Source organism: uncultured Sunxiuqinia sp. (assembly GCF_963974515.1).
In the GTDB taxonomy this organism is placed as follows: domain Bacteria; phylum Bacteroidota; class Bacteroidia; order Bacteroidales; family Prolixibacteraceae; genus Sunxiuqinia.
The window spans coordinates 1-24,263 of record NZ_CAXBDD010000030.1 but is presented as its reverse complement, the minus strand read 5'-3'; the positions used below and the strand labels follow the sequence as shown (position 1 = coordinate 24,263).

Genomic DNA, 24,263 nt, shown 5'->3' with positions numbered 1-24,263 from the left:
CGGGGACGACCGGTTTCGGACTACTGACCCGAGCCAAAAGCGGCACGAATGGACCCGATTGAAAGAAACATTTCAATCCTGGCGAGAATTTTTCAACTCTACCGCCAAATTTTGAGTTCTACCAAGAATTCTACAGTTCCACCAAAAACGTCTGAACAACAAATACTGGGATTTCATTCATAACCAACTTATTTTTTGAATCCTACCACGAAAATATCAAATGATCCCGATTTTGTCGCCTGCCACCAAACACGGATAATTACAACAAGCCTTTTGCTATTCCCTCGCATGGGTTTGCTAACTGCCTGTTTTTACTGCCTCGCCATATGGGTATGTTTACCGCTGTATTTGAGTGTGTTTGAAACACAAACGATAGATGACGGCCATAAGATGAAGCAATTTTTTACATTTCTGTGCTTGGGCTTGGCGTTTCTTCTTTTCCAGTTGGAGAAAGCGAATGCACAGCAAGACCCCATGTACACGCAATACATGAACAATATTCTTTCGGTTAATCCGGCTTATGCCGGGTCGGGCGAGGTGCTAAGCATGATGGTCATGTCGCGTAACCAATGGGTTTCCATTGATGGAGCGCCGGCAACGCAATCGTTTATTATGCACGCTCCCATTACCAAACACCACATGGGCTTGGGTTTTTCGCTGTTGAAAGACCAGCTTGGTCCGATTTCACAAACTGGCGCTTACATTGATTATTCGTACAGCATCGATATTGTACACGGCCGATATTTGTCGTTTGGACTGAAAGGTGGTGTTAATTTCTTTGAAGCGGGCCTGTCGAAATTAGAGACTGTTGACTCTAATGATCCTGTTTTTGCCAACGACATTAACCGGAATTTCCTTCCCAATGTTGGTATTGGACTTTACTATAATTCAGAACGGTTCATGACCGGAATTTCGATCCCCAAGCTCATCCAGAACCAGATCAACCGCAGCGATTTTTCTTCGGAATACGTCAGCAGAGAAAACATTCACCTGTTTTTTATGGCCGGGTATGTTTTTGATATCAACCGAATTCTTAAATTCAAGCCGTACTTTCTAACAAAATACAGCCAGAATTCGCCACTGGCGGTCGACTTAACCGCCCAGTTCCTGTTTTATGAGCGATTGTGGCTGGGGGCTATGTACCGGGTTGGCGATGCTGTGGGCGCGATGTTTCAAGTGCAAATCTCTAATCAATTGAAAGTTGGCTATGCTTACGACGTTACGGCCACCGACCTTGGCTCATACAACAATGGAACGCACGAAATTTTGGTGAGTTATGATTTTAACTTCGGTCGCGACAAAGTTCGGTCGCCACGCTATTTTTAAATTGAAACGGCTGATTGATGAAACAGGCAACACCTAAGATCTTTCTAATCTTCTTTTTTTCTTTTTTACTATGCTTGCTGGCTGACGCTCAAAAAGTCACGATTCGTATGGCTGATAAAAGTTACGATAACTTTGCCTTTGTTGAAGCCATTGATTTATACGAATTTGCCTTTAGTAAAGACTCGTCTAACAGCTATGTGATTCGAAGGCTGGCCAATGCCAACCACCACGTTGGAAATACTGAGGAAGCGGAGAAATGGCTGGAGCTTTTAGTTTCAAAAGGCGATGCCCAGCCCGAAGACCTGTTCAATTACTCTCAGGCATTGAAAAGCAATGGAAAATACCCGGAAGCCGAAAAGTGGCTAACCAGCTATGCCGAACTCCGTCCGGACGACAGACGGGTGGATACTCAGAACTCCTTGCTGGAATACATCCAACTCCTGCACCGCGACCCAAAACGATACAGCATTCGACCGGTATCTCTAAACACCAGTGGATCTGAGCTAGGTGTGGCTTTTTATGGTGAGAAACTCGTGTTTTCATCAACCAAATTCATAAATGGAACACCTACTCCGAAATATAAATGGAATGAGCTTCCCTACTTTAACCTGTTTATTGGCGATCAGGCACCCAATGGCGACATTGTCAATGTCAAAGAATTTGCATCGAAGTTGGCCACCAGCTACCACGACGGACCCGTGTCTTTCGACCCTAAAAGCGATCGGGTGTACATTACCCGTAACAATGTTGGAAAGGGAGGTAGCGCCACCAAAGGAAAAGGAGGAGAGATCAACCTCAAAATTCTGTTTGGAGGAAAAGAGGAGGATGACTGGGAATACCGGGGCGAATTTTCTTACAACAGCGACGACTACTCCACCGGCCATCCATCCATTGACACTACCGGACAGGTCATGTACTTTGCATCGGATATGCCAGGTGGCTATGGCGGGACCGACATTTATTACGCAGTTTTCAATCAAGGATTTTGGAGCAATCCGGTCAACCTGGGTCCCAAAGTCAATACCGCCGAAAACGAATTATTCCCGTTTATCAGCTACGATGGAACGCTTTATTTCTCGTCCAACGGTCATCCCGGACTAGGCGGATTGGATATTTACTCTGCGATTCCTGAGAATGGCGTTTTCAACCAGGTGCACAACATGGGATATCCTTTGAATAGCCCGAAAGATGACTTTAGCTTTGTGCTTGATGAAGCCGGGACGGCGGGATATTTTTCCTCCAATCGCAATAAAGGACGCGGAAACGACGACATTTATTTTGTTCGCCTCACCCACGTTCCAGTGTTTATTCGTGGTGTGGCTAAAGATTTTATCACCGGAAAACCATTGGCTGGTGCAACAATCAGTCTTGTCAATGAATTTGCTGACACACTTGCCACCCAACAGACCAAACGCACCGGAGAATTTGAGTTCGAAGTTCATAAAGGACGAAACTACATCGTTCATGGACTGAAGGAGTTTTATCAGGCTAACCACACTTTGGTTCCTACCAAAAAACTGAGGGCTGGCGATGAAACCTTTGTCCAACTTTCGCTTGAAATGGAAGAAGAGATTGACGACGGATCGCCCGAGCCGTTATACATGGAAGAGGAAGATGGCGAACCACTTCAGGTGCATGAAATTAGAGATATTGATTTTTACGTGGGTGACTGGGTCGTCAATTCAGATGTTGCCCATACCATCAATGAACTCATTCAATACCTGATCGAGTTTCCCGACATGGAAATACGCATTGAAACGCACACCGATTCAAGGGGTGATGAGGAAGAAAACCTTTTGCTGTCGAAACGACGGGCAAAAGCTATTTTCGATTATATCCGTTGGAAAGGCATTGATCCACTGCGTGTGGGGTATGAAGGTTATGGTGAAACCCGTCTGCTAAATAAGTGCGATGATGGTGTGGATTGCTCCGAAGCAGAACACCAGGCCAACAACCGAAACATTGTAAAAGTAGTTAAAAAAGGCGAGTACCGGGGAAAGCGAGCCATTCGAAATACTTTCTACTTCTAAGTAGTTATCCAAGTGGATTCCACCCTTGGGCTTGAAGAGCGATAGCGGTTCCTGCTCCGGTAATCATGTTGGTTCCTGTGCCTTCTTCTGTAATGTGTCCGATGATTGTAATGTCCGGATCCAGCTTGATCTTGTCATGATCAGCCAGCGGGACGGTAAAGAGAAGTTCATAATCTTCGCCGCCATTCAGCGCCGCAACAAGCGGATTGATGCTCAGTTCATCGGCAAACTTACGGGTTTGATAGTCCATGGGAACTTTTTCCTCGTAAATACTACAGCCAACTTTCGACGAGCGACAGATATGCATGATTTCAGAAGATAAGCCGTCTGAAATATCAATCATCGCCGTCGGCTTTACGCCCAGTTTTTTCAAAGCACTGATCACGTCGCCCCGTGCCTCGGGTTTAAGTTGGCGCTCCAAAATATAATCGTAACCCTCCAGCTTTGGTTGTTCTTTCGGATTCACCTTGAACACTTCGTTCTCCCGCTCCAACAGCTGAAGCCCCATGTAGGCGCCGCCCAAATCGCCTGTAACACAAATCAAATCGTTTAGTTGGGCACCACTGCGATAAACCAGGTCTTCCTTGTTCGCTTCACCAATGGCTGTCACACTAATGGTAAGGCCGGTCAGTGAGCTGGTGGTATCGCCGCCAACCAAGTCCACACCATATTTCTCGCAAGCCAGGTGAATTCCGGAATACAACTCATCAATAGCTTCTACCGAAAACTTATTTGAAATAGCCAGCGACACCGTAATTTGCCGGGGCTGGGCATTCATCGCAAACACATCGGATAGGTTGACAATAACGGCTTTGTATCCCAAGTGTCGTAAAGGAACATACATCAGGTTAAAGTGAATTCCTTCGGTAAGTAAATCGGTGGTAACAACAATTTGTTTTCCTTCAAAACTAAGCACAGCAGCATCATCGCCGACACCTTTTACGGTGCTTTTGTGTTGAATTTGAATGGTCTGCGTGAGCCGGTCAATAAGCCCAAATTCGCCTAATGTCGCAAGTGCTGTTTGATTTTTAGTATTATCCATTTTTTAAATATCAGACCTACAGGTGTGGATTAATCGTTTTCAGGTGCAAAAATAGCTTTACTTCCTTATCTTTGCAATTATTTTTAAACAGTCTATTTTAAAGTTTGTTGTTACAAACGGAAAGAGAAACGTATAAAAAGAGGGATATGGAAGAACAAGATAAGATATTGCAAGAGGTTACCTCACAAGAATATAAATTTGGGTTTGTCTCCGATTTTGAATCGGATTCGATTCCCAAGGGATTAAATGAAGATGTGATTCGAGTGATTTCAGCGAAGAAGAATGAACCGGAATTCATGCTGCAGTTTAGGTTGGATGCCTATCGTAAATGGCTGAAAATGCCAGTGCCGAATTGGGCCTACCTTAAAATCCCACCTATTGATTTCCAGGAGATCATATACTATTCGGCACCCAAAAAGAAGCCGCAGTACGAAAGTTTGGATGAAGTAGATCCTGATTTAATTGAGACTTTCAATAAACTCGGAATTCCTCTGGAAGAACAGAAAGTGCTTGCAGGCGTTGCCGTTGATGCGGTGATCGACAGTGTTTCGGTGAAAACAACCTTTAAGGAAACCTTGGCTGAAAAAGGAGTCATTTTTTGCTCGTTCAGCGAGGCAGTCAAAGAACACCCAGATTTGATAAAAAAATACCTGGGGATGTCTGTTCCGACGTCCGACAATTTCTTTGCAGCGTTGAATTCAGCGGTATTTTCTGATGGTTCGTTTTGCTACATCCCCAAAGGGGTGCGTTGTCCGATGGAGCTCAGTACCTATTTTCGGATTAATGCTTCCGGAACCGGACAGTTTGAGCGAACGCTTATTGTGGCTGAAGACGACAGCTACGTGAGCTATCTGGAGGGCTGTACTGCACCTATGCGCGACGAGAACCAGCTTCATGCTGCCGTAGTCGAGATTATAGCGATGGACAGGGCCGAAGTGAAGTATTCGACCGTTCAAAACTGGTACCCCGGAAATAAAGAGGGAAAAGGCGGGGTTTACAATTTTGTTACTAAGCGGGGCATTTGTCGTGGCGAATCGTCAAAGATTAGCTGGACACAGGTGGAAACTGGTTCAGCCATCACCTGGAAGTACCCAAGTGTTATTTTGATGGGAGATCGTTCAGTTGGCGAGTTTAACTCGGTAGCGGTAACCAACAATCACCAGCAAGCCGACACCGGAACCAAGATGATCCACATTGGAAAAAACACAAAAAGCACGATTATCTCAAAAGGGATTTCGGCTGGGGTAAGCGACAATTCCTATCGTGGTTTGGTAAAAGTATTGCCAGGGGCAGTCAATTCTCGGAACTTTTCGCAGTGTGACTCCCTGCTGCTAGGCTCAACTTGTGGCGCACACACTTTTCCATACATTGAAGTAGGAAACAAATCGTCGATTGTAGAGCACGAGGCAACCACTTCAAAGATTGGCGAAGACCAGATTTTCTATTGCAACCAACGTGGAATTTCAACCGAAGATGCCATTGGAATGATCGTAAATGGTTATGCCAAAGAGGTGTTGAACAAACTGCCAATGGAGTTTGCCGTTGAAGCTCAAAAGTTGCTGGCGATTAGTCTGGAAGGAAGTGTTGGATAAATTGAAAATAAATACAAACGTTTGAGTTGGTTCCGGTCCGGAGCCTAAAACTCAAAATCCGAAATAATAAAAAAATATGCTGACAATAAAGAATTTAAGAGTTGCAATTGAAGGGAAGGAAATCCTGAAAGGTATCAACCTTGAAATTAAAGCTGGCGAAGTGCATGCCATCATGGGACCAAACGGTTCGGGGAAAAGTACGTTAGGCAATATTTTGGCCGGAAAAGAGGAATACGAAATACTTGAAGGTGAAATTACCTACGAAGGTGAAGACTTACTCGAGCTCCCAGCCGAGGACCGGGCCCGTAAAGGCTTGTTTCTGGGCTTTCAGTATCCGGTGGAAATTCCCGGTGTACCAATGGTCAATTTCATCAAAACTTCAGTCAATGAACATCGCAAATTTAAGGGTTTGGAACCTCTGACTGCCGGTGAATTTCTGAAACTGATGCGCGAGAAGAAAGAGTTGGTTCACCTGGATTCACAACTGACAAACCGATCGGTAAACGAAGGTTTCTCGGGTGGTGAGAAAAAGAAGAATGAGATTTTCCAAATGGCCATGCTGGAACCAAAACTGGCCATTCTGGATGAAACCGATTCGGGACTCGATATCGATGCGCTGCGTATCGTTTCGGATGGTGTAAATGCCTTGAAACATCCCGAACGTTCGACCATCGTCATTACCCACTACCAGCGTCTGCTGGAGTATATTGTTCCTGATTACGTTCACGTGTTGTATCAAGGAAAGATCGTCAAATCAGCCGGAAAAGAACTGGCCCTCGAATTGGAAGAAAAAGGATACGACTGGCTAAAAACTCATAGTTTATGACATTGACAGCGAATAAAGTTGCACTTAGCGAAAAATATATTGAACGATTTCATGCTCACCGAAACCTGTTGGATGCAGGATCATCCAACTTGCTGAACCGGATGCGTGAGATTGCCATCAAACGGTTTGAGAAAGCTGGAATTCCCGGCTTCAAAAACGAGAACTACAAATACACGAACCTCGAACGGGTTTTCGATAAAGACTATCGGCACATTTTCGAATATGAGCTCGTCGATGTTGACTTGAACGAAGCATTTCGTTGCGACGTGCCACAGCTTGACACCCATGTTGTACTGCTCGTGAATGGTTGGTATTATGCCAAAAACCAACCCTTGCAGAATCTTCCCAAAGGGGTTGTGGTTGGTGGTTTGAAACAGGTTGCCAACGAACAACCTGAGTTGGTGCGCGATTACTTGAACCGTCAGGCAGCCTTGTCCGACGACCCAATTGTGGCGCTGAATACCGCCTTTGCGCAGGATGGCTTCTTTATGCACGTGCCGGATCATGTGGTTTTTGAAAAACCAGTTCAGGTTATTAATATCATGCGTTCGAATGACGCGATTTTTGCAACCCAGCGTAACCTGATTGTGGTTGGAAAAAACAGTGAGGCGAAGGTTATTTTTTGTGACCACACGATGAGCTCCTGTGATTTTCTTACCAATAATGTGACGGAAGTATTTGTCGGGCAAGATGCAGTAGTTGATATTTATACGATTCAGAATCAGAATAACCTGGCCAACTCGGTCAATTCATCTTTCTTTAGGCAGGAAGCGAATTCGAACCTGATGTCTGGTGTGGCGACCTTGCATGGTGGGATGATTCGTAATAATCTGAATGTTGAAATGGCAGGCGAACATGCCGAAGCCAATCTTTACGGTATGTCGTTTACCGATAAGAAACAACATGTCGATAATTTCACCAACATTGAACATGCACAGCCCAACTGTCTGAGTAACCAAGTGTATAAATATGTGTTGGATGAAGATTCTGTTGGTGCTTTTGCCGGTCGGATTCATGTGGTGCGGGATGCGCAAAAAACCAATGCCTTTCAACGAAATAACAACGTACTGCTGACCGATTCGGCTAAAATGAATACCAAGCCGCAATTGATTATTGATGCCGATGATGTGAAGTGTAGTCATGGCGCAACCATTGGCCAAATCGACGAAGACGCCTTATTCTACCTTCGTGCTCGCGGAATTGGCGAAGCCGATGCCCGCATGATGCTGATGAATGCCTTTGCACATGAAGTGGTGCAAAATATCCGGGTCGAGCCCCTTCGTGACCGTATTGATGAGCTGGTTGAAAAGCGCCTTCGCGGTGAACTGGCTTACTGCCATTCTTGTGATCGACATTAGATCAATTTCAAATAGATCCTGAGAGCTTCACTTTTGTGAGGCTCTTTTTTTAATCTCCGTCGGATGGAAGCCCATTTCCAGAGGTGAAATTCTAAACATGAAATGTGCGATTCCGGAGATTAAAAATTAGAATCCGTCCTTGAAAAAGTCGAATCGAAATATGTTAGGAAAGATTGATTTAACAGAATTACAGGTTCTTGTAAGGGATTAGTGCACGTTGCAAAGACGTTCGTGTAAATCTTTTAGAAATTGCAATTTTTTCATCTGATATTTGCGAAGCTTTATCAAACTATAATAAAGACCGGCAAATATAATTGGTGTGAAAATAATTAGCCCCCATATATCTTCATTGATGAATTTGTCCGAACGAAACACGTCAATAAAATATAGGCCTGAATAGTATACATGAATTGACAAAACGGAGAGGACATATAATATAGGAATGAGATAATAATTTACTCTTCGGTACTTGCCAGTCAGCCATTTGGACAACAAGTTGATTTCTGTTTCCAACCACTCTTTGACGGGTTTATCCATTTTGCTCCGTTTAATTCGATGCCATTCCAGGATGATGTATATTAAAGCAAACAATGCAATTGACCCCAGAAGGATATTGTTTGCAACATATAGACTGTCATCCAATCGGTTAGCTGTAGTGGCAACCAACCAGACGATTAAGCCGATACAAACCGGAATGGCAGTGATATCCACAATCAGGAATTCGGTAAATACTTGCTTGGCTTTTGATGTCAACAATAAATTCAATTCATCCCTGGATTTGCGTTTAATATCAGAATCCACAGTTCTCCATATTAATTGCAATTCGTTATTTTCCATGGCTTTGTTTTTTTAAGTTTTGCTTTAAGGTTTCTTTCGCCCGATTGATCCTTACGCCTACATTTGACTTAGAGATACCAATAATATCAGCAATCTCATCATAACTTCTCTCTTCCAAATAAAGCAGCATGATTGATTTATCAACTTCTTCAAGATGATAGATTGCATTTAGTAATAATTGCAGGGATTCGTTCATTGAAATATGATCAAATAAATCTGACCTGTCGGGCATTTCAGGCACTGCTTCTCGGTATTCAATTCTTGACACCTTTTTTACCCTTGAAATGGATGTATTTATTGAAACAGCATAAATCCATGAACCGATACGATCTTGATTTTTGATGCTTGGAAACGACTTCCAAAGTTGATAGATGATTTCTTGAAGATTATCCTCTCGGTCAGATTTGTTTTTGAAGTAAATCAAACTGACTTTGTATAATATTCCCTGATATTTAGAAAGGACTTCGAGAAATTCATCTTTTGCAGATTTCATATCATGAGTTGTTTCTTATAAAGTACGGTTTCAAAAGAATTTCTTACAAAAAACAGAAGATAATTTTGAGAAAGTGATTTTGGACGTGATATTCGACTGATTATTAAGAAGCAAGGATGTACTAATCGTTAGCCTCAGATCAAACGTTGCTTGCGTGCGCTTTGTATTGTAGGTATGTTGAACGATATATTGTCTGCCTATCAGCCATCGCTTGCCGTGGCCTTATTAAAGGCCTGATTCGATGCTTTAATTCTTCTCGCACGAAACGAGTGTTTGGTTGCAAGGCAGTGTAAAGTAGCAAATCTTCCTGTTCCATATACAGCTGCTATAGCACCGCTTGTTAAAGCACTTGACTCGTGCGTAATTTATATTGTATCTTTATTCGAAAACCATTCAGCAAATTTAATTGTCCATTTGTTGATCGGGAAGTCAGCTCCTGAATAGAATGTCACGCTTTTGCATGGTGAATTTTAACCTTTTTAAAAACCTTTGTATGACTGAGCCTAAGACAATTCGAATTGGTATTTGCATGGCTGGCGCTGTTTCGGCCGGAGCTTATACAGCTGGAGTAATCGATTATTTGTTTGAAGCGTTGGAGCATTGGCAAAAGGCCAAAGACCTGAATTTAGCGGGTGTTCCGAAGCATGATGTGAAGATCGAAGTGTTCACGGGCGCTTCGGCTGGCGGCATGACCGCAGCCATTAGCTCTTGTGCCGCTCAGCAGTATTTTCCGCACATTAACCCTTCCAATTTCAGATCACCGGAAGCAGCAGAGAATCCCTTGTATGATGCTTGGGTTAATCTCACCGAGACCGAATATTCGGACATGATGGACCAGATGCTTGGAGATGAAGATGTCAGGCAGCATCCGGTCCATGAGGTGAAGTCGATTTTTAATTCCGGTTTTATTGAAAAAGTGGCATCCCGCATTATTGATATCACCGTGAAGGACCCGGCTGTGAACCGGCCCTATGTAGCCAAAGATCTGGAAATACTGACCACCCAAACTAATTTACGTGGTGTGAGCTACCAGCTGAAGTTTCGAACGGCATTGGGTGAAAGCATTCACCAAATGACTCGTCACCAGGATTTGTCGCATTTTAGGCTATCCGAAACTGGCGAATACGAAGGAAACGGCTTGATTCCGCTTTCATTTGGCACCATTGAAGGAATAAACAAAGCTTTGCTGAAAGATGCCGCGATTGCTACCGGTGCTTTTCCTGTGGGCCTGAGTCCTCGTAAAGTGAGTCGTCCCGCGCGTTTCCTGCTCGAAAACCCGCTGCTAAATAAAACCCGGGATAAAATTCAGTTGGATGAAACAGTCGATTATTTGTGTGTGAATGTGGATGGCGGAGTCATTAATAACGAGCCCTTTGGGCTGACAGACCAGATTTTGGAGCGGCGAAAAAAAGACCAGTTGCTGGCCGAAGACAAAAAAGTGGAAGCCCGGAACTACGAGATGGAGAAATCAGCAGCTTCCTTTGATTCAACCTTGATCATGATTGATCCCTTTCCGAGCGACCAGGACTTGGTTGAGGATGATGAACCGCTCGATGCGATCAAGTTTGCAGTGCCTGAGCTGTTGAATGCCATGCGCCAGCAACTCATGTTTAAGGAAGAGGAATTGACGAAAGCCTACGACGAGGAAAATTACACGCGGTTCATGGTTTTGCCGGTTCGTTATCAAAATAATGAGAAACAACCCTACGCCTTGGCATGTGGCGGACTGGGTGGTTTTGCCGGCTTTTTTAAGAAGGAATTTCGTGAGCATGATTTTTTGTTGGGACGACGCAACTGCCAGTTGTTCCTTCAGAAATACTTTAGCGTTCCCGAGGAGAAAAACAACCCGACCCTGCGGTTCGGGTACGAGGGCGTTGAGCGGTTTCGTGTTTCGGCGAAAGAAGGCACTGGTTTCTTGCCTATCATCCCCGACATGCGGGTTGTTGAACAGGATGATGGAAGCGTTTCGCTGATGGATCAGGTACCTGAGGAAACAGGGATCGAGTATGATTCCGTTAAAATAAGCCTGGCGCGGCTGTTGGCTTTGGAAGAGAAAATGGCCGATCGCTTTGGTTTGGTGTTGGAGAATATATTAAACGGTGAACGAACCAAGACTGCCCAAGCTGATCCGAGCGCCATTGTCAGGCGAATCAGAAAAAAGAGCAAGCTGAAAAAGTATCTACTCAAAGCCATCACTAAAGTGGGAACCAAAGTGGGGATCAGCCAGGCTCAAAAAATGATGGCCACTAAGTTCGTCGATGCCGTAATTATCGACATGGAGAAACGAAATTTGCTGATTGATGATCTTTGATTGTCAAGGTAGAAAGTGGCCAAAAATCATCTGATTTTGTTCTGAAGTTCAGCCTGCGGTGCGTATTGGAATTTATATTGGTTCTAAATGCCAGGTTAATTAACCAAAGCTTGTGGTTTCTGTTGTTTTCCCGTTTGACTGGCTTAAAAATAAAATTAAATTTGTGGGCAGACTTAAAAGACTACAGGCATGGCAAAGAAACACGATCTGGGTAAAAAGATCAAACAAATACGTGAGTCCAAAAAAGTAAGCCTTGAAGAAATGGCTGAAAAAACGCATCTGGACACTGATCAGCTGACAAAAATAGAAAAAGGAGACGTCCTTCCTTCGCTTGCTCCTTTGATTAAGATTGCACGTGCATTGGGGGTGCGGTTGGGTACTTTTCTCGACGACAGCAGCAATCTGGGACCAGCTATCGTCCGGGCTAATGAGCACGAAGAGGGGGTTCGGTTTAGCTCGCAGCAAAACGGTTCGCGTGAGCATCTGAACTTTTTATCTCTGGCATTCGACAAGGTGGGCCGGAGCATGGAGCCTTTTCTTGTAGAGATTGAGCCAGGACAACAGTCGGACTACATGCTTTCCTCGCACGAGGGCGAAGAGTTTATCTATGTTTTGGAAGGGCAGATTGAAATTAACTATGGTAAGGAAGTTTATCAGCTTGGTGCCGGTGATAGCATTTACCTCGATTCAATTGTCTCGCACAATGTGCATGCCGGTGATCACAAGGCCGCCAAAATACTGGCCGTTGTTTATGCACCTTATTAAAAGCCAATTCGTTTTCAAAAAACTGACATCATGCAATTACTCGATTATACGCTTGGCGGAATTTTAGAGAAATACGCTTACGAAACACCCGATCAGGAATTCATTGTTTATGCCGATCGGGATTTACGTTTTTCTTACAGCCAGTTTAACGCCCGGGTAGACAAGTTGGCCAAAGGGTTGATGTACACGGGGGTGGGTATGGGCGACAAAGTGGGCATTTGGGCCAACAATGTGCCCGACTGGCTGACCTTTATGTTTGCCACCGCTAAGATTGGTGCCGTTTTGGTGACCATCAACCCCAATTATAAATTGGCTGAACTGGAGTATTTGCTAAAAGATGCCGACATTCATACGCTATGTTTGATTGATAGTTGGAGAGACAGTGATTATGTGAACATGATTTTTGAATTGGTTCCTGAACTGAAGACGCATGCGCGGGGTAACCTGAAATCAGACCGGTTTCCCGAGTTGCGGAACGTGGTGTTTATCGGGCAGGAGAAACACCGGGGCATGTTCAATACGGCTGAATTGATTTTGTTGGGTGAGCACCTCGATGACCTGGAGCTGGAAGATGCCAAATTGAGTGTTGATCCGCATGATGTGGTAAACATGCAATACACCTCAGGAACTACCGGCTTCCCAAAGGGAGTCATGTTGTCGCACTACAACATTTTGAACAATGGTTATTCTGCTGGAGAATGTATGAAATTCACGGGTGAGGATCGTTTGTTGGTTTGTGTGCCGCTGTTTCACTGTTTTGGTTCTGTGCTTTCGGTTTGTGCCATCGTTAGTCATGGCGCCACCATGGTCCTGACCGAAAATTTCGATCCGCTGATGGTTTTGGCCTCCATCGAAAAGGAAAAATGCACCGCGCTGCATGGTGTTCCAACCATGTTTATTGCAGAATTGAACCATCCCATGTTTGAAATGTTCGACCTGACTTCGCTTCGTACGGGGATCATGGCCGGTTCGTTGTGTCCGATCGAAACGATGAACCAGGTGATGACCAAAATGCATTGCAAAGACATCATTATTGTTTATGGGCTGACGGAAACATCGCCGGGAATGACGGCCACCCGCACCCATAATTCTCCTGAAGTTCGTGCAACAACCGTTGGTTTTGAATTGCCCAATGTGGAGGTGAAAATAGTAAACCCCGAAACCGGAGAGGAATGTCCAGAGGAGGAGCAAGGCGAAATTTGCTGCCGCGGTTACAACGTGATGAAGGGGTATTACAAAAATGAAGAGGCCACCAGAAAAGCTATCGACGAAGAAGGTTGGCTGCATTCGGGAGATCTGGCAGTGAAAACTGCCGACGGTTTTTATCGCATTACAGGGCGTATCAAAGACATGATTATTCGCGGAGGTGAGAATATTTATCCGCGCGAAATTGAAAACTACTTGTTTCAGTTACCACAGGTGGAGTCGGTCGAAGTGGTGGGCATTCCCAGTCCTAAATATGGAGAGCAAGTAGGCGCCTTTATCAAACTCAAAAATGGACAAACCTTGGCCGAAGAAGAGGTGAAAGAATATTGCCGCGGACAAATTGCCCGCTTTAAAATTCCGAAATACATTTTTTTCGTGAATGAATACCCTATGACTGCCAGTGGCAAAATTCAGAAATATAAGCTGAAGGAAATAGGGCTGGAACTGCTGAAGGAAAAGGGGATTGAAGCGGTGTAAGGGAGTGGATTGGGAACATAATCCTTCAAGGTTTTTATCACCCTGAAGGATTAAGCTGGTTTATCTTTGTCCCCCGGCTTTCCCTCCGAAGCTTTTCTTTTTTCCAAATTTGCCTTTGCCGCGGCCTTTCGATCCCACTTTCCATTGAGGACCTTCTCCAATTTCGGGCGGGAGAGGTGCTTTAAACACTTCATCTTCAATCAGCGACTCAATCTGTTGGAACTTGTACATGTCGTCCTCGTTGATAAAAGTCAGCGCAATTCCGGTGGTGTTTGCCCGGGCAGTCCGGCCTACACGGTGTACGTAATCTTCGGCATCTCCCGGCACATCGTAGTTGATAATGAGGTTGATGTCCTTGATGTCAATTCCACGGCTCAGCACGTCGGTAGCAACCAGGATACGAATTTGGCGCGCTTTAAAGCGCATCAGCACATCTTCGCGTTCCTTCTGTTCCAGATCCGACGAAATACCTTCAGCAACCAAACCTTTCTTTTTCAGTGCCCGCACAATGACCGACACTTTCTTTTTTGTTGATGTGAAGATCAAGATGCTTGGTGTATCCTCTTTCCCGGCAATCAGTTTTTCAATCAGTGGGGTTTTTTGTGTTTCGTAACAAAGGTAAGCGGCTTGTAAAACACCTTCGGCCGGCTTGCTTATGGCGGTGCTAAACTCTTTGGGGCTGGTTAGGATTTTGGATGCCAGCGTCCGGATTTTTGGAGGCATGGTGGCGCTGTACATCAGCGTTTGCCGTTTGGTGGGCAGGTTGCTGAAAATCTTAATAATGTCGTCATAGAAGCCGATGTCCAGCATGCGGTCGGCCTCGTCCAGCACCACAAATTCCACGCTGTCGAGTTTTGCAATCCCGTTGTCAAGGAAGGAAATAAGCTTCCCGGGCGTAGCAACAATAACATCGACGCCCTTGTTCAACGCCTGTCGTTGGGTTTCCCACTCGCTGCCATCGCCGCCGCCATACATGGCAATGGACGTAATACCCAGGTAATAGGCAAATCCCTGCACTTGCTGTTCAATCTGGATCGCCAGCTCGCGGGTGGGAGCAACAACCAGCGCACGTGTTTTTCCTTCAGGTAAGTCGGCTATTTTATCCAAAATGGGTAAGATGAAAGCGGCAGTTTTTCCGGTTCCTGTTTGGGCGCAGGCAATTAAATCGTGGCCTTCAAGAATAATGGGTATGGTGCTTTCCTGAATCGCCGTAGCTTCCTGAAAGCCCATATCATGCACGGCATCTAAAATGTCATCATGTAAATCAAAATCGTCAAATCTCATATAAAAATGGAATGTATTTCTAACTATCAGGAAAAAGAATCTCACCTTTTGAGAAAGGTGCTTGTCCGGATTTTATTCTTTACAAAAGTAGTATTTTTTTTGGAGTTTCGGAGATCAGGTTTTTCACTAAAAAGTTAAGCTCCAGCAAACTGGTAATTGGAGGATGGATAGTAGCTCTGATCTGTTATAAGGTTTTTTCATTGAGGTAATTGCGAAATGAAAACGAATTTGGAGCGAAACAGGCTGGTCAATCCTAGGAAGGCGATTTGTTGTTAAACCATTTTGCCGGATTTAGCTGTGATTTGTACTTATTGAATAACTCTTTACCAACCAACAAACCTCCGGCCCAAAAACATACTTCCATCGCGATAAAACTTGCAGAAGACCAAAATAACTTCTGCTTGGTTGGGAGTTCCAGAAATGGAGTCAGCAGCATTAAACCAAAGAATACACCACTAAAGATCATTAGAAAGATGCCCGCTTTAATTTGTCTGTTTTTCTTGTTCATTAGTTTGAATGTGCTGAATGAATTTATTCCGATTTCTGTTTCTTCAAGTACTTTCAGCAAATGTCTGCATCGTTGCATTTTCTGCTCACATTGTTCTAAAAACTTAGTTTTCTGCTTTCGATGTTAGTTTTTGTTCTTATTAACAAAACGCCTTTGGAATGGAAAAGTTGTCGGATAAAAAGGGCTAGTGGTAAATAGTTAGCAAGATGATTGCCGAAATGACTTCAGATTAGCTCGCAAGTTGTAATTTTATTTGATCGTTTAAAAAATTGTTTGGTTATTAGCCGATCAAAATAGTGCCGGATTGAAATGCTGTGTTTTTAGCTTTTACCGGTGTCAATGTGAATCAAGGCTCGCTTGTTACAAAGAGCTTCTAAAAAGATCAATACTATGTTATCATCGATTGTTGAGTTTCTGGTCATGTTAAATCCTTTTGCCCTATTTCTTTATCTGGAGCCGATTAGGAAAGATTTATCACATCGCGATTTCGTGATGGTTATTTTTAAAGCCAGCCTGATTTCGTTTTCGGTATGCCTACTTTTCTTTTTCTCGGGTGACCTGTTCTTTCGTCGGATTTTCAATATTGATTTTGAGTCGTTTCGGATTTTTGGTGGGATTATTATTTTTTCGTATGCCTATTTTTTTATTATGAAGGGGCAAAAAGCATTGATCATCATCAAGGAGAATCTGGACGATTTAGCTTCGGAGATTGCCCTGCCGTTTATGGTTGGCGCCGGCTCTATTTCGTTGAGTATTTTATTGGCCCACGACCATACTTATGTGACCGGAGGCATCGCCTTATTCATCATTTTTCTCATCAATTTCCTGGTAATTTTTCTGCTGAAAAAATTCAGGGATTCGATTGAAGCGAGGAAGTTTAAAACGGCGTTCGATAAAAACATGGAGGTTCTATTACGACTGAATGGATTTTTTATTGGCGCCATCGGAATAAATATGGTGCTGATGGGAATTAAAAACCTTTTTGGTATCGCTTAACTTCCTGAAGCCATCCAATTGTGATGAGATTCATCTTGCGATAGAAAGTCAAAATTCATGTCTGTTTTAGTGGCATGAACGCACCTTGATGAAAAAGTACGCAAATCCGGTTTCTTCCGTCTTATGTGTTAATCTATTGCCAATAAGCTGTTAAGTTGCTTATTAGGCGATCTAATCAACCAATTTCTGGCTTACGTTTGAAAGCAGCCAGGTCTTAGTAAAAAATGAGTTTATGAGTTTAAAGAAACGAGTTTTAAAATCGAAGCCGGTCTGTAAAGTTACTTTTCCTGTTTCAAAAGAGCTGATAGGACACGCTGAATCAATAAGCCTTATTGGCGATTTTAATGTTTGGGATACTGCAGCCTCTCCGATGAATAAGTTGAAAACAGGTGATTTTTCCTCCCAATTGGCTCTGGAAAAGGGAAAATCCTACGAATTTCGCTATTTGATTGATGGTCAGAAATGGTACAATGAGCCTGAGGCCGACCGTTTTTCAGCGAACTCGTTTGGTGAAGAAAACAGCGTGCTTGAAGCAGTTTGACTTTTTTGACAAGACTGGAAATTCACGGGTTGAGTTTACGGATTTTTGATTCCACTATTTTTAATATCGTATCGGCAAAAGAATTCATTCATAGGTTTTTCCTGTCCTACCTCCGAAATGGCAAGGAGATATTTAACGAAATTATCAGCTTTTTGAACCTCAAATCTGTTATTCTAATTCAGTAAAAAGCCCCGAAAAAAAATGGTTTTTTGAACGATAATTGGCTAGATTTGTTGGCATCGCTTAATTCATGAGTAACCACAATCATCAATACATTGTTCGTGAAGGTTGGATTTCCATTGTGACCAACCTGTTGCTGTTTGGTCTGAAGTATTGGGCTGGCTTGGTTTCCGGATCCATTGCGCTGATTGCGGACGCCTGGCACACGCTGACGGATTCTGTTTCGTCGGTGATTGTGCTTGTTGGGGGCAAGGTGTCGAATAAGCCCGCTGATGAAGAACATCCTTTTGGGCATGGGCGTGCCGAACACATTGCCGCTGTCATTATCGGCGTGCTTCTAGCTATTGTTGCGTTCGACTTTGTTTTGAGTTCGGTAGAAAAGTTTAATAGCCGGGAAGGTGGAAACTTCGGTACCATCGCCATCGTGGTAACCATCATTTCCATTGTAGGCAAAGAGGTGCTTGCCCAATATGCCTTTTGGGGCTATCGAAAAACCAAATCGTCGATGTTGAAAGCTGATGCCTGGCATCACCGAACAGACTCCCTTTCATCGATCATTATTTTGATTGGTATTTTCGTTGGTAAGTTTTATTGGTGGATGGATTCATTGCTGGCCTTGATTGTAGCCTTAATGATTGCCTATGCCAGTTATGAGATTTTGTCGAAGGAGATTAGAGGCTTGCTTGGGGAGCGCATTGATCCTGAGCTTATTCGGGCAATTAAGGTTGACATTGACGGGTTGCTGGAACGCGAAGTCTATATTCATCACTTTCACCTGCATCAATACGGTCAGCATAACGAGTTGAGTTGTCACATTAAACTACCGGCAACCATGTCGCTAAACGAGGCTCATGCTATTTGCACGCGTATTGAAAACCGAATTAAAGAAAAATTTGACCTGGTTACCACGATTCACCCAGAACCGCTGGAGGAATGAATCTGCGATCGTTGTGTTGTCGGGTCGGCGCCAGGAGCTTCTTTTGTTTGTTGAAAAGTTCTTCCTGTTTGACTTTCATTCATACTTAATATCCTTAAATTAGCGTTTTTTATTTCAAGAAAATGAGAAAAATCCTTTATAGCTTGTTTTTGGTTACTGCTATCGTTGCATGTCAGGATCTCTATGATGCTCCACCACAGGCTTTGCTTGAGGTGAAACTCATAAATGAAGATACCCTGAGTACCCATGTTCCAAAAGTCTCGGTTTACGGGGTAGACCAAGACAGCATTTGGATTTACCAGGTGAAAACTGATGTTTTTCGGTTGCCGTTGAGCTTGGAAGAAACAACCAGTTTTGTTTTGTTGCTTGATTCCATCGCCGATACCTTGACGATCAGGCATTCCAACGAATTGATTTTTGAATCAGCCGAAAGTGGATTTTACCACGAATTTAAAATATTAGACGTCGGGCATAGCTTTAACCAGATTGACGATTATGAAGTTACAGATAGTATGGTCACAAAAAACTGGCATGAGAATATTGAGCTTTACATTTTTTCTTTGCCTGCTGACGATAATTAGCCTGGGGCAGGAGCGCGATCTTAAAAAGAAGCCAGAACGAACCGACAAATTTATTCGGATGGATGGGCTCCGCGTGGGCCTTGATCTTTCAAGATCGTTGCAGCATTTATGGAACAAGGGAAACCGCTACGGAACAGAGTTAAGTTTTGATATGGAGTTAATACCCAATTTATATCCGGTGATTGAAACCGGCTGGGAACGGCTAAGCATTGATCACGATTTCCTCGAATATGTTTCGTCAGGATCATACACCCGATTTGGATTCGATTATAATTTGCTGGTAGCCGAACATAAAAAAGACATGGATATTGTGTATGTTGGCTTGCGTTATGGATTTAATTTTGCGAACCAGCAAGTTAAGCGATACATGATTGCCAATTATTGGGGAGATATTACCGGTCGCCTGGGAAGACAAAATTACAACGCCCAATGGGCTGAAGTGGTATTAGGAATTAAAGGAGAAGTTTTTAGCAATTTTTTTATGGGCTGGAGCATTCGCGGAAAGTTGAAAATGGATCAGAAGGAACTTGACCTGCCCCACGTTTACTTCAATCCGGGCTATGGTCCGGCCGAAAAGGATTTCAATTTTGATATTTCCTATTCAATTTTTTATAACCTGCCTTTTAATTTCAGAGGATCGAAGAAAGAATGAAGGGACAACCGGGGATGATGAGTTTTCAATGACTCGGGCACGCGGGATGGCCTGTTCATTTTGAGGTCATTGATATTGCTTCAGTCAATTCTTCACTCCGTCAATCCTTCAGCGCATACGTGTTACCATCCCATGAACACAATTCCAGCTCCGCTAATCAGAATGACCAGTCCGGCGAGCAGGTGCAGGTACTTTTCGTGTTTTTTGAAGCGCACAAGCGAAGTTCCCTTATGGCCGAGAAAAACAGCCAGCAACATGGTTCCAACGGTGGCCAGACCAAAAATCAGGGCAACCATCAGCATACCAGCTGTGCTGTGCTGGTAAGCCGGAAAAATCAGGATGGGAATCAGAACTTCGCAGGGGCCAAACACAAAAATCAGGAACAGGATCCATGGAGTAAGTTTGGTATTAGCTTGCTCTTTTTCATCGGTCGGCAGGTGTTGCAAATCGCGAATTTTTTTCGGGAGTAGAAAGGCCGGCAGATGCGAGTGATCGATGCTTCTCAAATATTTGTATACGCCGTAAAGGGTGTAGGCTACTCCAAAGGCGAATAAAAGCCAGCCCACCAGTTCGCCGCGGATGGCTTCAATCGATTCCAACTTATTGAGGCTGATGCCAAGGGCGATACCTAGAAAGCCAATCAGTACAGAGCTTCCCACATGGCCCACGCCTGAAATGAAAGTAATCCACATGGTTTTGTTGCTCGACCATTGGCGGGCTTTACTTAGCACGATGAAAGGCAGGTAGTGATCGGGGCCCAGGATGGTGTGAATAAATCCGAGAGAGGCGGCTGAAATCGAGAGTAAATACAATTCATTCATGTTCCGGTTCTTAAAGTTTATTTATCAGTGAAGCCTGGCAGGCGGCTCCAAAACCATTGTCGATATTGACCACGCTAACACCGCTGGCGCAACTGTTTAGCATGGAAAGCAGTGCCGAAAGACCCTGAAAGTTGGCTCCGTAGCCGATACTCGTTGGTACGCCAATCACCGGCTTATCTACCAGCCCACCAACCACGCTGGCCAAGGCGCCTTCCATTCCGGCTACCACGATGATGACCCGGGCATTACGAATCAGCTCGAGCCGGTGAAACAGTCGGTGAAGCCCGGCGACACCCACATCGTAAACTTTTTCAACCCGGTTGCCTAAAAACTGTGCGGTTTCGACGGCTTCTTCGGCCACAGGCATATCTGAGGTGCCTGCTGCCACAACCATGATGTAGCCTTTTGAGCATGGCTGGGTGGTTTGTTTGTAGATAATCGTTTTGGCCAGTGCATTGTATTGGGCACCTGGAATTCGTTCTTTGACGGCTTCAAACATTTCTGGAGTTGCACGTGTGGCCAGCACATCAATGCCTTTTTGGTGCATCCGTTCGGCAATCTGGCTGACTTGTTCCACTGTTTTCCCCGAAGCATAAATCACCTCTGGCAGTCCGGTTCGTTTGCACCGGTCAGTATCAATTGTCGCGAAGCCCATCTCTTCAATTCCACGGTCCGGGATATGTTCCAACGCTTCGGTTAAGGTCATCTCTCCATTTTTGTATTTTTCCAGAATGTCTTTTGGGCTCATTTTTCCAATTGTTTACGGATTGCTTCCTCAATTTCTGAAAGGCTTAGTTGGTTGGCTTCGGCCAATTTTTTACAGTCGTCAAATTCAGGTTTCGAATGGACAAGCTTTCCGCCATAAAAACTTTGCTTGATACGTACTGGTCCATAAGTCGTCTCCAAGTTCGTCTCTTCCCGGCGTAGCACGTTTTTTCTCACGCGGTACTCGCGAATGCCGATAGAGGTGCTGTGTACAAATATGATAGCCTTCAATTTATCGGCCAATTCCGCCTTGCACAACACCGAAAGTTGGATTGCCGGGCGCGACTTTTTCATGATGATCGGAAGCAGCCAGGCATCGCTGGCTCCAGCCCGGAAGAGTTGTTCCAGAATGAAGTCGTAATGTTCCGGGTTCATGTCATCGATATTACTCTCCAGTAGGGTGGCTTCTTCCGTACCTACATCCTGGACGACTTTTGCATCTTCCAGTAAATGCACACGCAACACGTTGGGCACCTCGCTGTCACGATTGCCAATGCCGTAAGCTGTTTTGGTGATGGGCAGGTTGATTTGATCGGTGAATTCATCGACTGTAGCAACCAAAATGGCTGCTCCGGTCGGGGTGGTGGCTTCGTGGTTCACCAACCCGGTTTTAACCGGAATGTTTTTGACGATTTCGGCGGTAGCTGGCGCGGGCACAGGCATGATCCCGTGCGCACAGCTCACCGTTCCGCCGCCCAATTGAATGGGAGAGGACATCACCTTGTCCACATTGAGGTAATCCAGGCATATGGCGGCACCTACAATGTCGGCGATGGAATCTAACGCGCCAACTTCATGAAAGTGAACTGCTTGTTTGGAAATGTTGTGCACTTTGGCTTCGGCAACCGCAATCAGGTCAAATATTTTCAGGGCATTGATCTTAACTTGCTCCGGCAAGCTGCTGTTATTGACAATCTCCTCGACATGGCGCAGGTGACGGTGTTTTTCATTCTCTTGGTTTTCAATCACCACCTCGGCTTTGGTACCGGTAATGCCACGTCGCTGATCGGTTCTTATCTCAAGGTGAAAACCCTCGATGTTCAGTTTTTCCAATTCCGTTGTCAGGTAATTGGCATCCACTCCCAAATCAATCAGGGCGCCCAGGTTCATGTCACCGCTGATTCCCGCAAAACAATCGTAATACAATATCTTCATGCTGATTTTATTATCAAGTATTCAGTCTTAAGTGTTCAGTAAAAGTGAGCCAGATTTCGGCATCCAGGATCGATTGCGTATTTCCACCTGAATTCTTTTTGCCCATTACTTTTGCGGATTTGCAACGTTCAGTGCCCGGTTTAACTTACCAGATACCAAGCCTTCGCGGTCGATCCGGACATCTTGAAAGCCGACAGCTTTAATTCTTTCAATTACTTCATCTTCCAGTGAAAACAATTTTTCCAACTCGGTTTTTTGTACTTCCACCTGTCCGTAGTTGCCGTAGTGGCGAACCCGAACATCAATAAAACCCAAGTCATTGAGGATGTTTTCAGCATCTTCAACCTGCTTCAGTTTTTCGCGGGTAATGTGGTGGTTGTATGGAATTCGGGAGCTCAGGCACGGACTGGCCGGCTTATCCCAATTGGGCAAATCGAAATGTTTGGCAATCTGGCGCAGTTCCTCTTTGCTCACTTGGCACGCTGCCATGGGGGCGAGAATCTTGTACTCGGCCGCAGCCTGCAATCCAGGGCGGTAATCAGCAAGATCATCCTGATTGGTGCCACTCAGTACATCAAAAGCCGGGTACTTCTCCTTGATATCCTGCAAATCGTGGAACAGGTGTTCTTTGCAGAAATAGCAGCGATTTTCGGGGTTCTGGTTGTATCGCAGGTCAGTTAGTTCCTCGGTTTTTATAATTTCAAGCTGGATGTCAAATTCCTTGCAGAAGGTTTTGGCCAGTTGAAAGTCTTTGGCTTTCAGGCTTTCCGAATTGGAAATGACACCGATGGCATTTTCCCGACCCTGAAATTGGCGGGCTAAAAACAAGACGAGGGTGGAGTCAATTCCTCCGGAAAAGGCCACAATGGAACCATTGCGTTGCGTGTACCAAACTTCCAGTTGGTTAAGTTTATCTTGAAGATGGGAGCTTAATTTTTTCATTTTTGATTGTATTTCATAAGACTAAATGTTTTCCTATGGTATCATATGGAACTCGTACTTTAATCATTTCCATTTGCATTGACCACAGGTGGCAGCTTCATGGGAACTGGTTCGTGACATTTTAATTTGAAAAGATGTCATCACAGCCGGGAATTAATCTGCCCGGCTCATGCTTAGCTTGCCGTGTTGCACGCCTTTAATGCTAATTAGCTGGTCGGCTAAATCTGTCAGTCGCCTGGCAACACCTTTGATGGCCACAATCTCCATGTGTTTTGATTTATCGAGAATCAGTCGTTGAGTTGACAGGATTTCCTGGTGGTAATTTTCCAGTATATCAGCCAACTGATTGAGAATTTCCCGACGGTTGGGATCATAGACCAAAGTTACCGAGCCTGCCACATAGTTGTTGCACTGCCACTTTTGTTCAACAATATTGCGGCTAATCAATTGTCGGATGGCCTGCGATCGGTTGGAAAAACGATTTTCCTTCACATATTGATCCAAAGCATCCAACAAGTCTTTTTCAAGTGATACGCCAAAGCGGGAGACAGTCATCGTAACATCTTTTGATTAAAAAGTAACATCATAAGCAAAAATAGAAAAAAAATAACTCTTTGTCGGCTCATTAACAATTATTA

Annotated in this window: 23 protein-coding genes; 13 read left to right on the top strand and 10 right to left on the bottom strand. The window is 44.3% G+C overall.

Annotated features, from left to right (window positions below):
* Window positions 1-390: 390 nt before the first annotated feature.
* Window positions 391-1,326, top strand: coding sequence for a type IX secretion system membrane protein PorP/SprF (locus AAC033_RS09110; RefSeq protein WP_339737269.1), 936 nt, complete (start codon window positions 391-393; stop codon window positions 1,324-1,326).
* 107 nt (window positions 1,327-1,433) lie between these two features.
* Entirely contained in the window at window positions 1,434-3,356 is a 1,923-nt protein-coding gene (locus tag AAC033_RS09105) for an OmpA family protein (RefSeq protein WP_339737267.1), read from the top strand.
* A 4-nt stretch (window positions 3,357-3,360) separates the two neighbouring features.
* Here the strand turns inward: AAC033_RS09105 and thiL are convergent, their stop codons facing one another.
* Window positions 3,361-4,398, bottom strand: a complete 1,038-nt coding sequence (gene thiL / locus AAC033_RS09100) for a thiamine-phosphate kinase (protein ID WP_339737265.1) — start codon at window positions 4,396-4,398, stop codon at window positions 3,361-3,363.
* A 146-nt stretch (window positions 4,399-4,544) separates the two neighbouring features.
* Between thiL and sufB the strand changes: the two genes are divergently transcribed.
* The 3 genes from sufB (at window position 4,545) to sufD (ending at window position 8,174) form a co-directional block, all read left to right on the top strand.
* Complete coding sequence (gene sufB / locus AAC033_RS09095; RefSeq protein WP_339737263.1) at window positions 4,545-5,990, top strand: Fe-S cluster assembly protein SufB; 1,446 nt, start codon at window positions 4,545-4,547, stop codon at window positions 5,988-5,990.
* Between the two features lie 76 nt (window positions 5,991-6,066).
* Window positions 6,067-6,816 carry a Fe-S cluster assembly ATPase SufC gene (sufC, locus tag AAC033_RS09090; RefSeq protein ID WP_339737261.1) on the top strand — a complete coding sequence of 250 codons (750 nt, stop codon included), beginning with the start codon at window positions 6,067-6,069 and terminating at the stop codon, window positions 6,814-6,816.
* Complete coding sequence (sufD, locus tag AAC033_RS09085) at window positions 6,813-8,174, top strand: Fe-S cluster assembly protein SufD (protein WP_339737259.1); 1,362 nt, start codon at window positions 6,813-6,815, stop codon at window positions 8,172-8,174. The genes sufC and sufD overlap by 4 nt, the downstream gene beginning before the upstream one ends.
* A gap of 207 nt (window positions 8,175-8,381) precedes the next feature.
* Here the strand turns inward: sufD and AAC033_RS09080 are convergent, their stop codons facing one another.
* Both AAC033_RS09080 and AAC033_RS09075 read right to left on the bottom strand, forming a co-directional pair.
* Window positions 8,382-9,011, bottom strand: a complete 630-nt coding sequence (locus tag AAC033_RS09080; protein ID WP_339737257.1) for a hypothetical protein — start codon at window positions 9,009-9,011, stop codon at window positions 8,382-8,384.
* Window positions 9,001-9,504, bottom strand: coding sequence for an RNA polymerase sigma factor (locus AAC033_RS09075; protein ID WP_339737255.1), 504 nt, complete (start codon window positions 9,502-9,504; stop codon window positions 9,001-9,003). Before AAC033_RS09075 ends, AAC033_RS09080 begins: the two co-directional genes overlap by 11 nt.
* A gap of 493 nt (window positions 9,505-9,997) precedes the next feature.
* On the opposite strand from AAC033_RS09075, the gene AAC033_RS09070 reads away from it, so the two are divergent.
* From AAC033_RS09070 to AAC033_RS09060, 3 genes are all read left to right on the top strand, one after another.
* Window positions 9,998-11,815: a patatin-like phospholipase family protein gene (locus tag AAC033_RS09070; RefSeq protein ID WP_339737253.1), complete on the top strand. Its 1,818-nt coding sequence runs from the start codon at window positions 9,998-10,000 to the stop codon at window positions 11,813-11,815.
* Window positions 11,816-12,004: 189 nt separating this feature from the next.
* The gene (locus AAC033_RS09065) at window positions 12,005-12,580 is read left to right on the top strand and encodes an XRE family transcriptional regulator (protein ID WP_339737251.1); all 576 of its coding nucleotides are present in this window, start codon (window positions 12,005-12,007) and stop codon (window positions 12,578-12,580) included.
* Window positions 12,581-12,610: 30 nt separating this feature from the next.
* Window positions 12,611-14,263, top strand: a complete 1,653-nt coding sequence (locus tag AAC033_RS09060; protein ID WP_339737249.1) for an AMP-binding protein — start codon at window positions 12,611-12,613, stop codon at window positions 14,261-14,263.
* A 60-nt stretch (window positions 14,264-14,323) separates the two neighbouring features.
* Here the strand turns inward: AAC033_RS09060 and AAC033_RS09055 are convergent, their stop codons facing one another.
* Window positions 14,324-15,547: a DEAD/DEAH box helicase gene (locus AAC033_RS09055; protein ID WP_339737247.1), complete on the bottom strand. Its 1,224-nt coding sequence runs from the start codon at window positions 15,545-15,547 to the stop codon at window positions 14,324-14,326.
* A gap of 253 nt (window positions 15,548-15,800) precedes the next feature.
* On the bottom strand, window positions 15,801-16,055 hold the full coding sequence (locus AAC033_RS09050; protein WP_339737245.1) for a transporter suffix domain-containing protein: 255 nt from the start codon (window positions 16,053-16,055) through the stop codon (window positions 15,801-15,803).
* A 390-nt stretch (window positions 16,056-16,445) separates the two neighbouring features.
* On the opposite strand from AAC033_RS09050, the gene AAC033_RS09045 reads away from it, so the two are divergent.
* The 5 genes from AAC033_RS09045 to AAC033_RS09025 all read left to right on the top strand — a co-directional run bounded on the left by AAC033_RS09045 (window position 16,446) and on the right by AAC033_RS09025 (window position 19,942).
* Complete coding sequence (locus AAC033_RS09045; RefSeq protein WP_339737243.1) at window positions 16,446-17,051, top strand: MarC family protein; 606 nt, start codon at window positions 16,446-16,448, stop codon at window positions 17,049-17,051.
* A gap of 232 nt (window positions 17,052-17,283) precedes the next feature.
* Complete coding sequence (locus AAC033_RS09040; protein ID WP_339737241.1) at window positions 17,284-17,592, top strand: isoamylase early set domain-containing protein; 309 nt, start codon at window positions 17,284-17,286, stop codon at window positions 17,590-17,592.
* 250 nt (window positions 17,593-17,842) lie between these two features.
* Window positions 17,843-18,709, top strand: coding sequence for a cation diffusion facilitator family transporter (locus AAC033_RS09035; protein WP_339737239.1), 867 nt, complete (start codon window positions 17,843-17,845; stop codon window positions 18,707-18,709).
* A 122-nt stretch (window positions 18,710-18,831) separates the two neighbouring features.
* A complete protein-coding gene (locus AAC033_RS09030; protein WP_339737237.1) occupies window positions 18,832-19,290 on the top strand; it encodes a DUF6452 family protein in 459 nt (152 codons plus the stop codon).
* Window positions 19,241-19,942: a DUF6048 family protein gene (locus AAC033_RS09025; protein WP_339737234.1), complete on the top strand. Its 702-nt coding sequence runs from the start codon at window positions 19,241-19,243 to the stop codon at window positions 19,940-19,942. The genes AAC033_RS09030 and AAC033_RS09025 overlap by 50 nt, the downstream gene beginning before the upstream one ends.
* 122 nt (window positions 19,943-20,064) lie before the next feature.
* Here the strand turns inward: AAC033_RS09025 and AAC033_RS09020 are convergent, their stop codons facing one another.
* The 5 genes from AAC033_RS09020 to nikR form a co-directional block, all read right to left on the bottom strand.
* The gene (locus AAC033_RS09020; protein WP_339737232.1) at window positions 20,065-20,763 is read right to left on the bottom strand and encodes a sulfite exporter TauE/SafE family protein; all 699 of its coding nucleotides are present in this window, start codon (window positions 20,761-20,763) and stop codon (window positions 20,065-20,067) included.
* A 10-nt stretch (window positions 20,764-20,773) separates the two neighbouring features.
* Window positions 20,774-21,511, bottom strand: coding sequence for a nickel pincer cofactor biosynthesis protein LarB (gene larB, locus AAC033_RS09015; RefSeq protein WP_339737230.1), 738 nt, complete (start codon window positions 21,509-21,511; stop codon window positions 20,774-20,776).
* Window positions 21,508-22,683, bottom strand: coding sequence for a nickel pincer cofactor biosynthesis protein LarC (gene larC, locus AAC033_RS09010; protein ID WP_339737228.1), 1,176 nt, complete (start codon window positions 22,681-22,683; stop codon window positions 21,508-21,510). The genes larB and larC overlap by 4 nt, the downstream gene beginning before the upstream one ends.
* A 105-nt stretch (window positions 22,684-22,788) precedes the next feature.
* Complete coding sequence (gene larE / locus AAC033_RS09005) at window positions 22,789-23,625, bottom strand: ATP-dependent sacrificial sulfur transferase LarE (protein ID WP_339737226.1); 837 nt, start codon at window positions 23,623-23,625, stop codon at window positions 22,789-22,791.
* A 153-nt stretch (window positions 23,626-23,778) separates the two neighbouring features.
* The gene (nikR, locus tag AAC033_RS09000; protein ID WP_339737224.1) at window positions 23,779-24,180 is read right to left on the bottom strand and encodes a nickel-responsive transcriptional regulator NikR; all 402 of its coding nucleotides are present in this window, start codon (window positions 24,178-24,180) and stop codon (window positions 23,779-23,781) included.
* Window positions 24,181-24,263 lie beyond the last annotated feature (83 nt).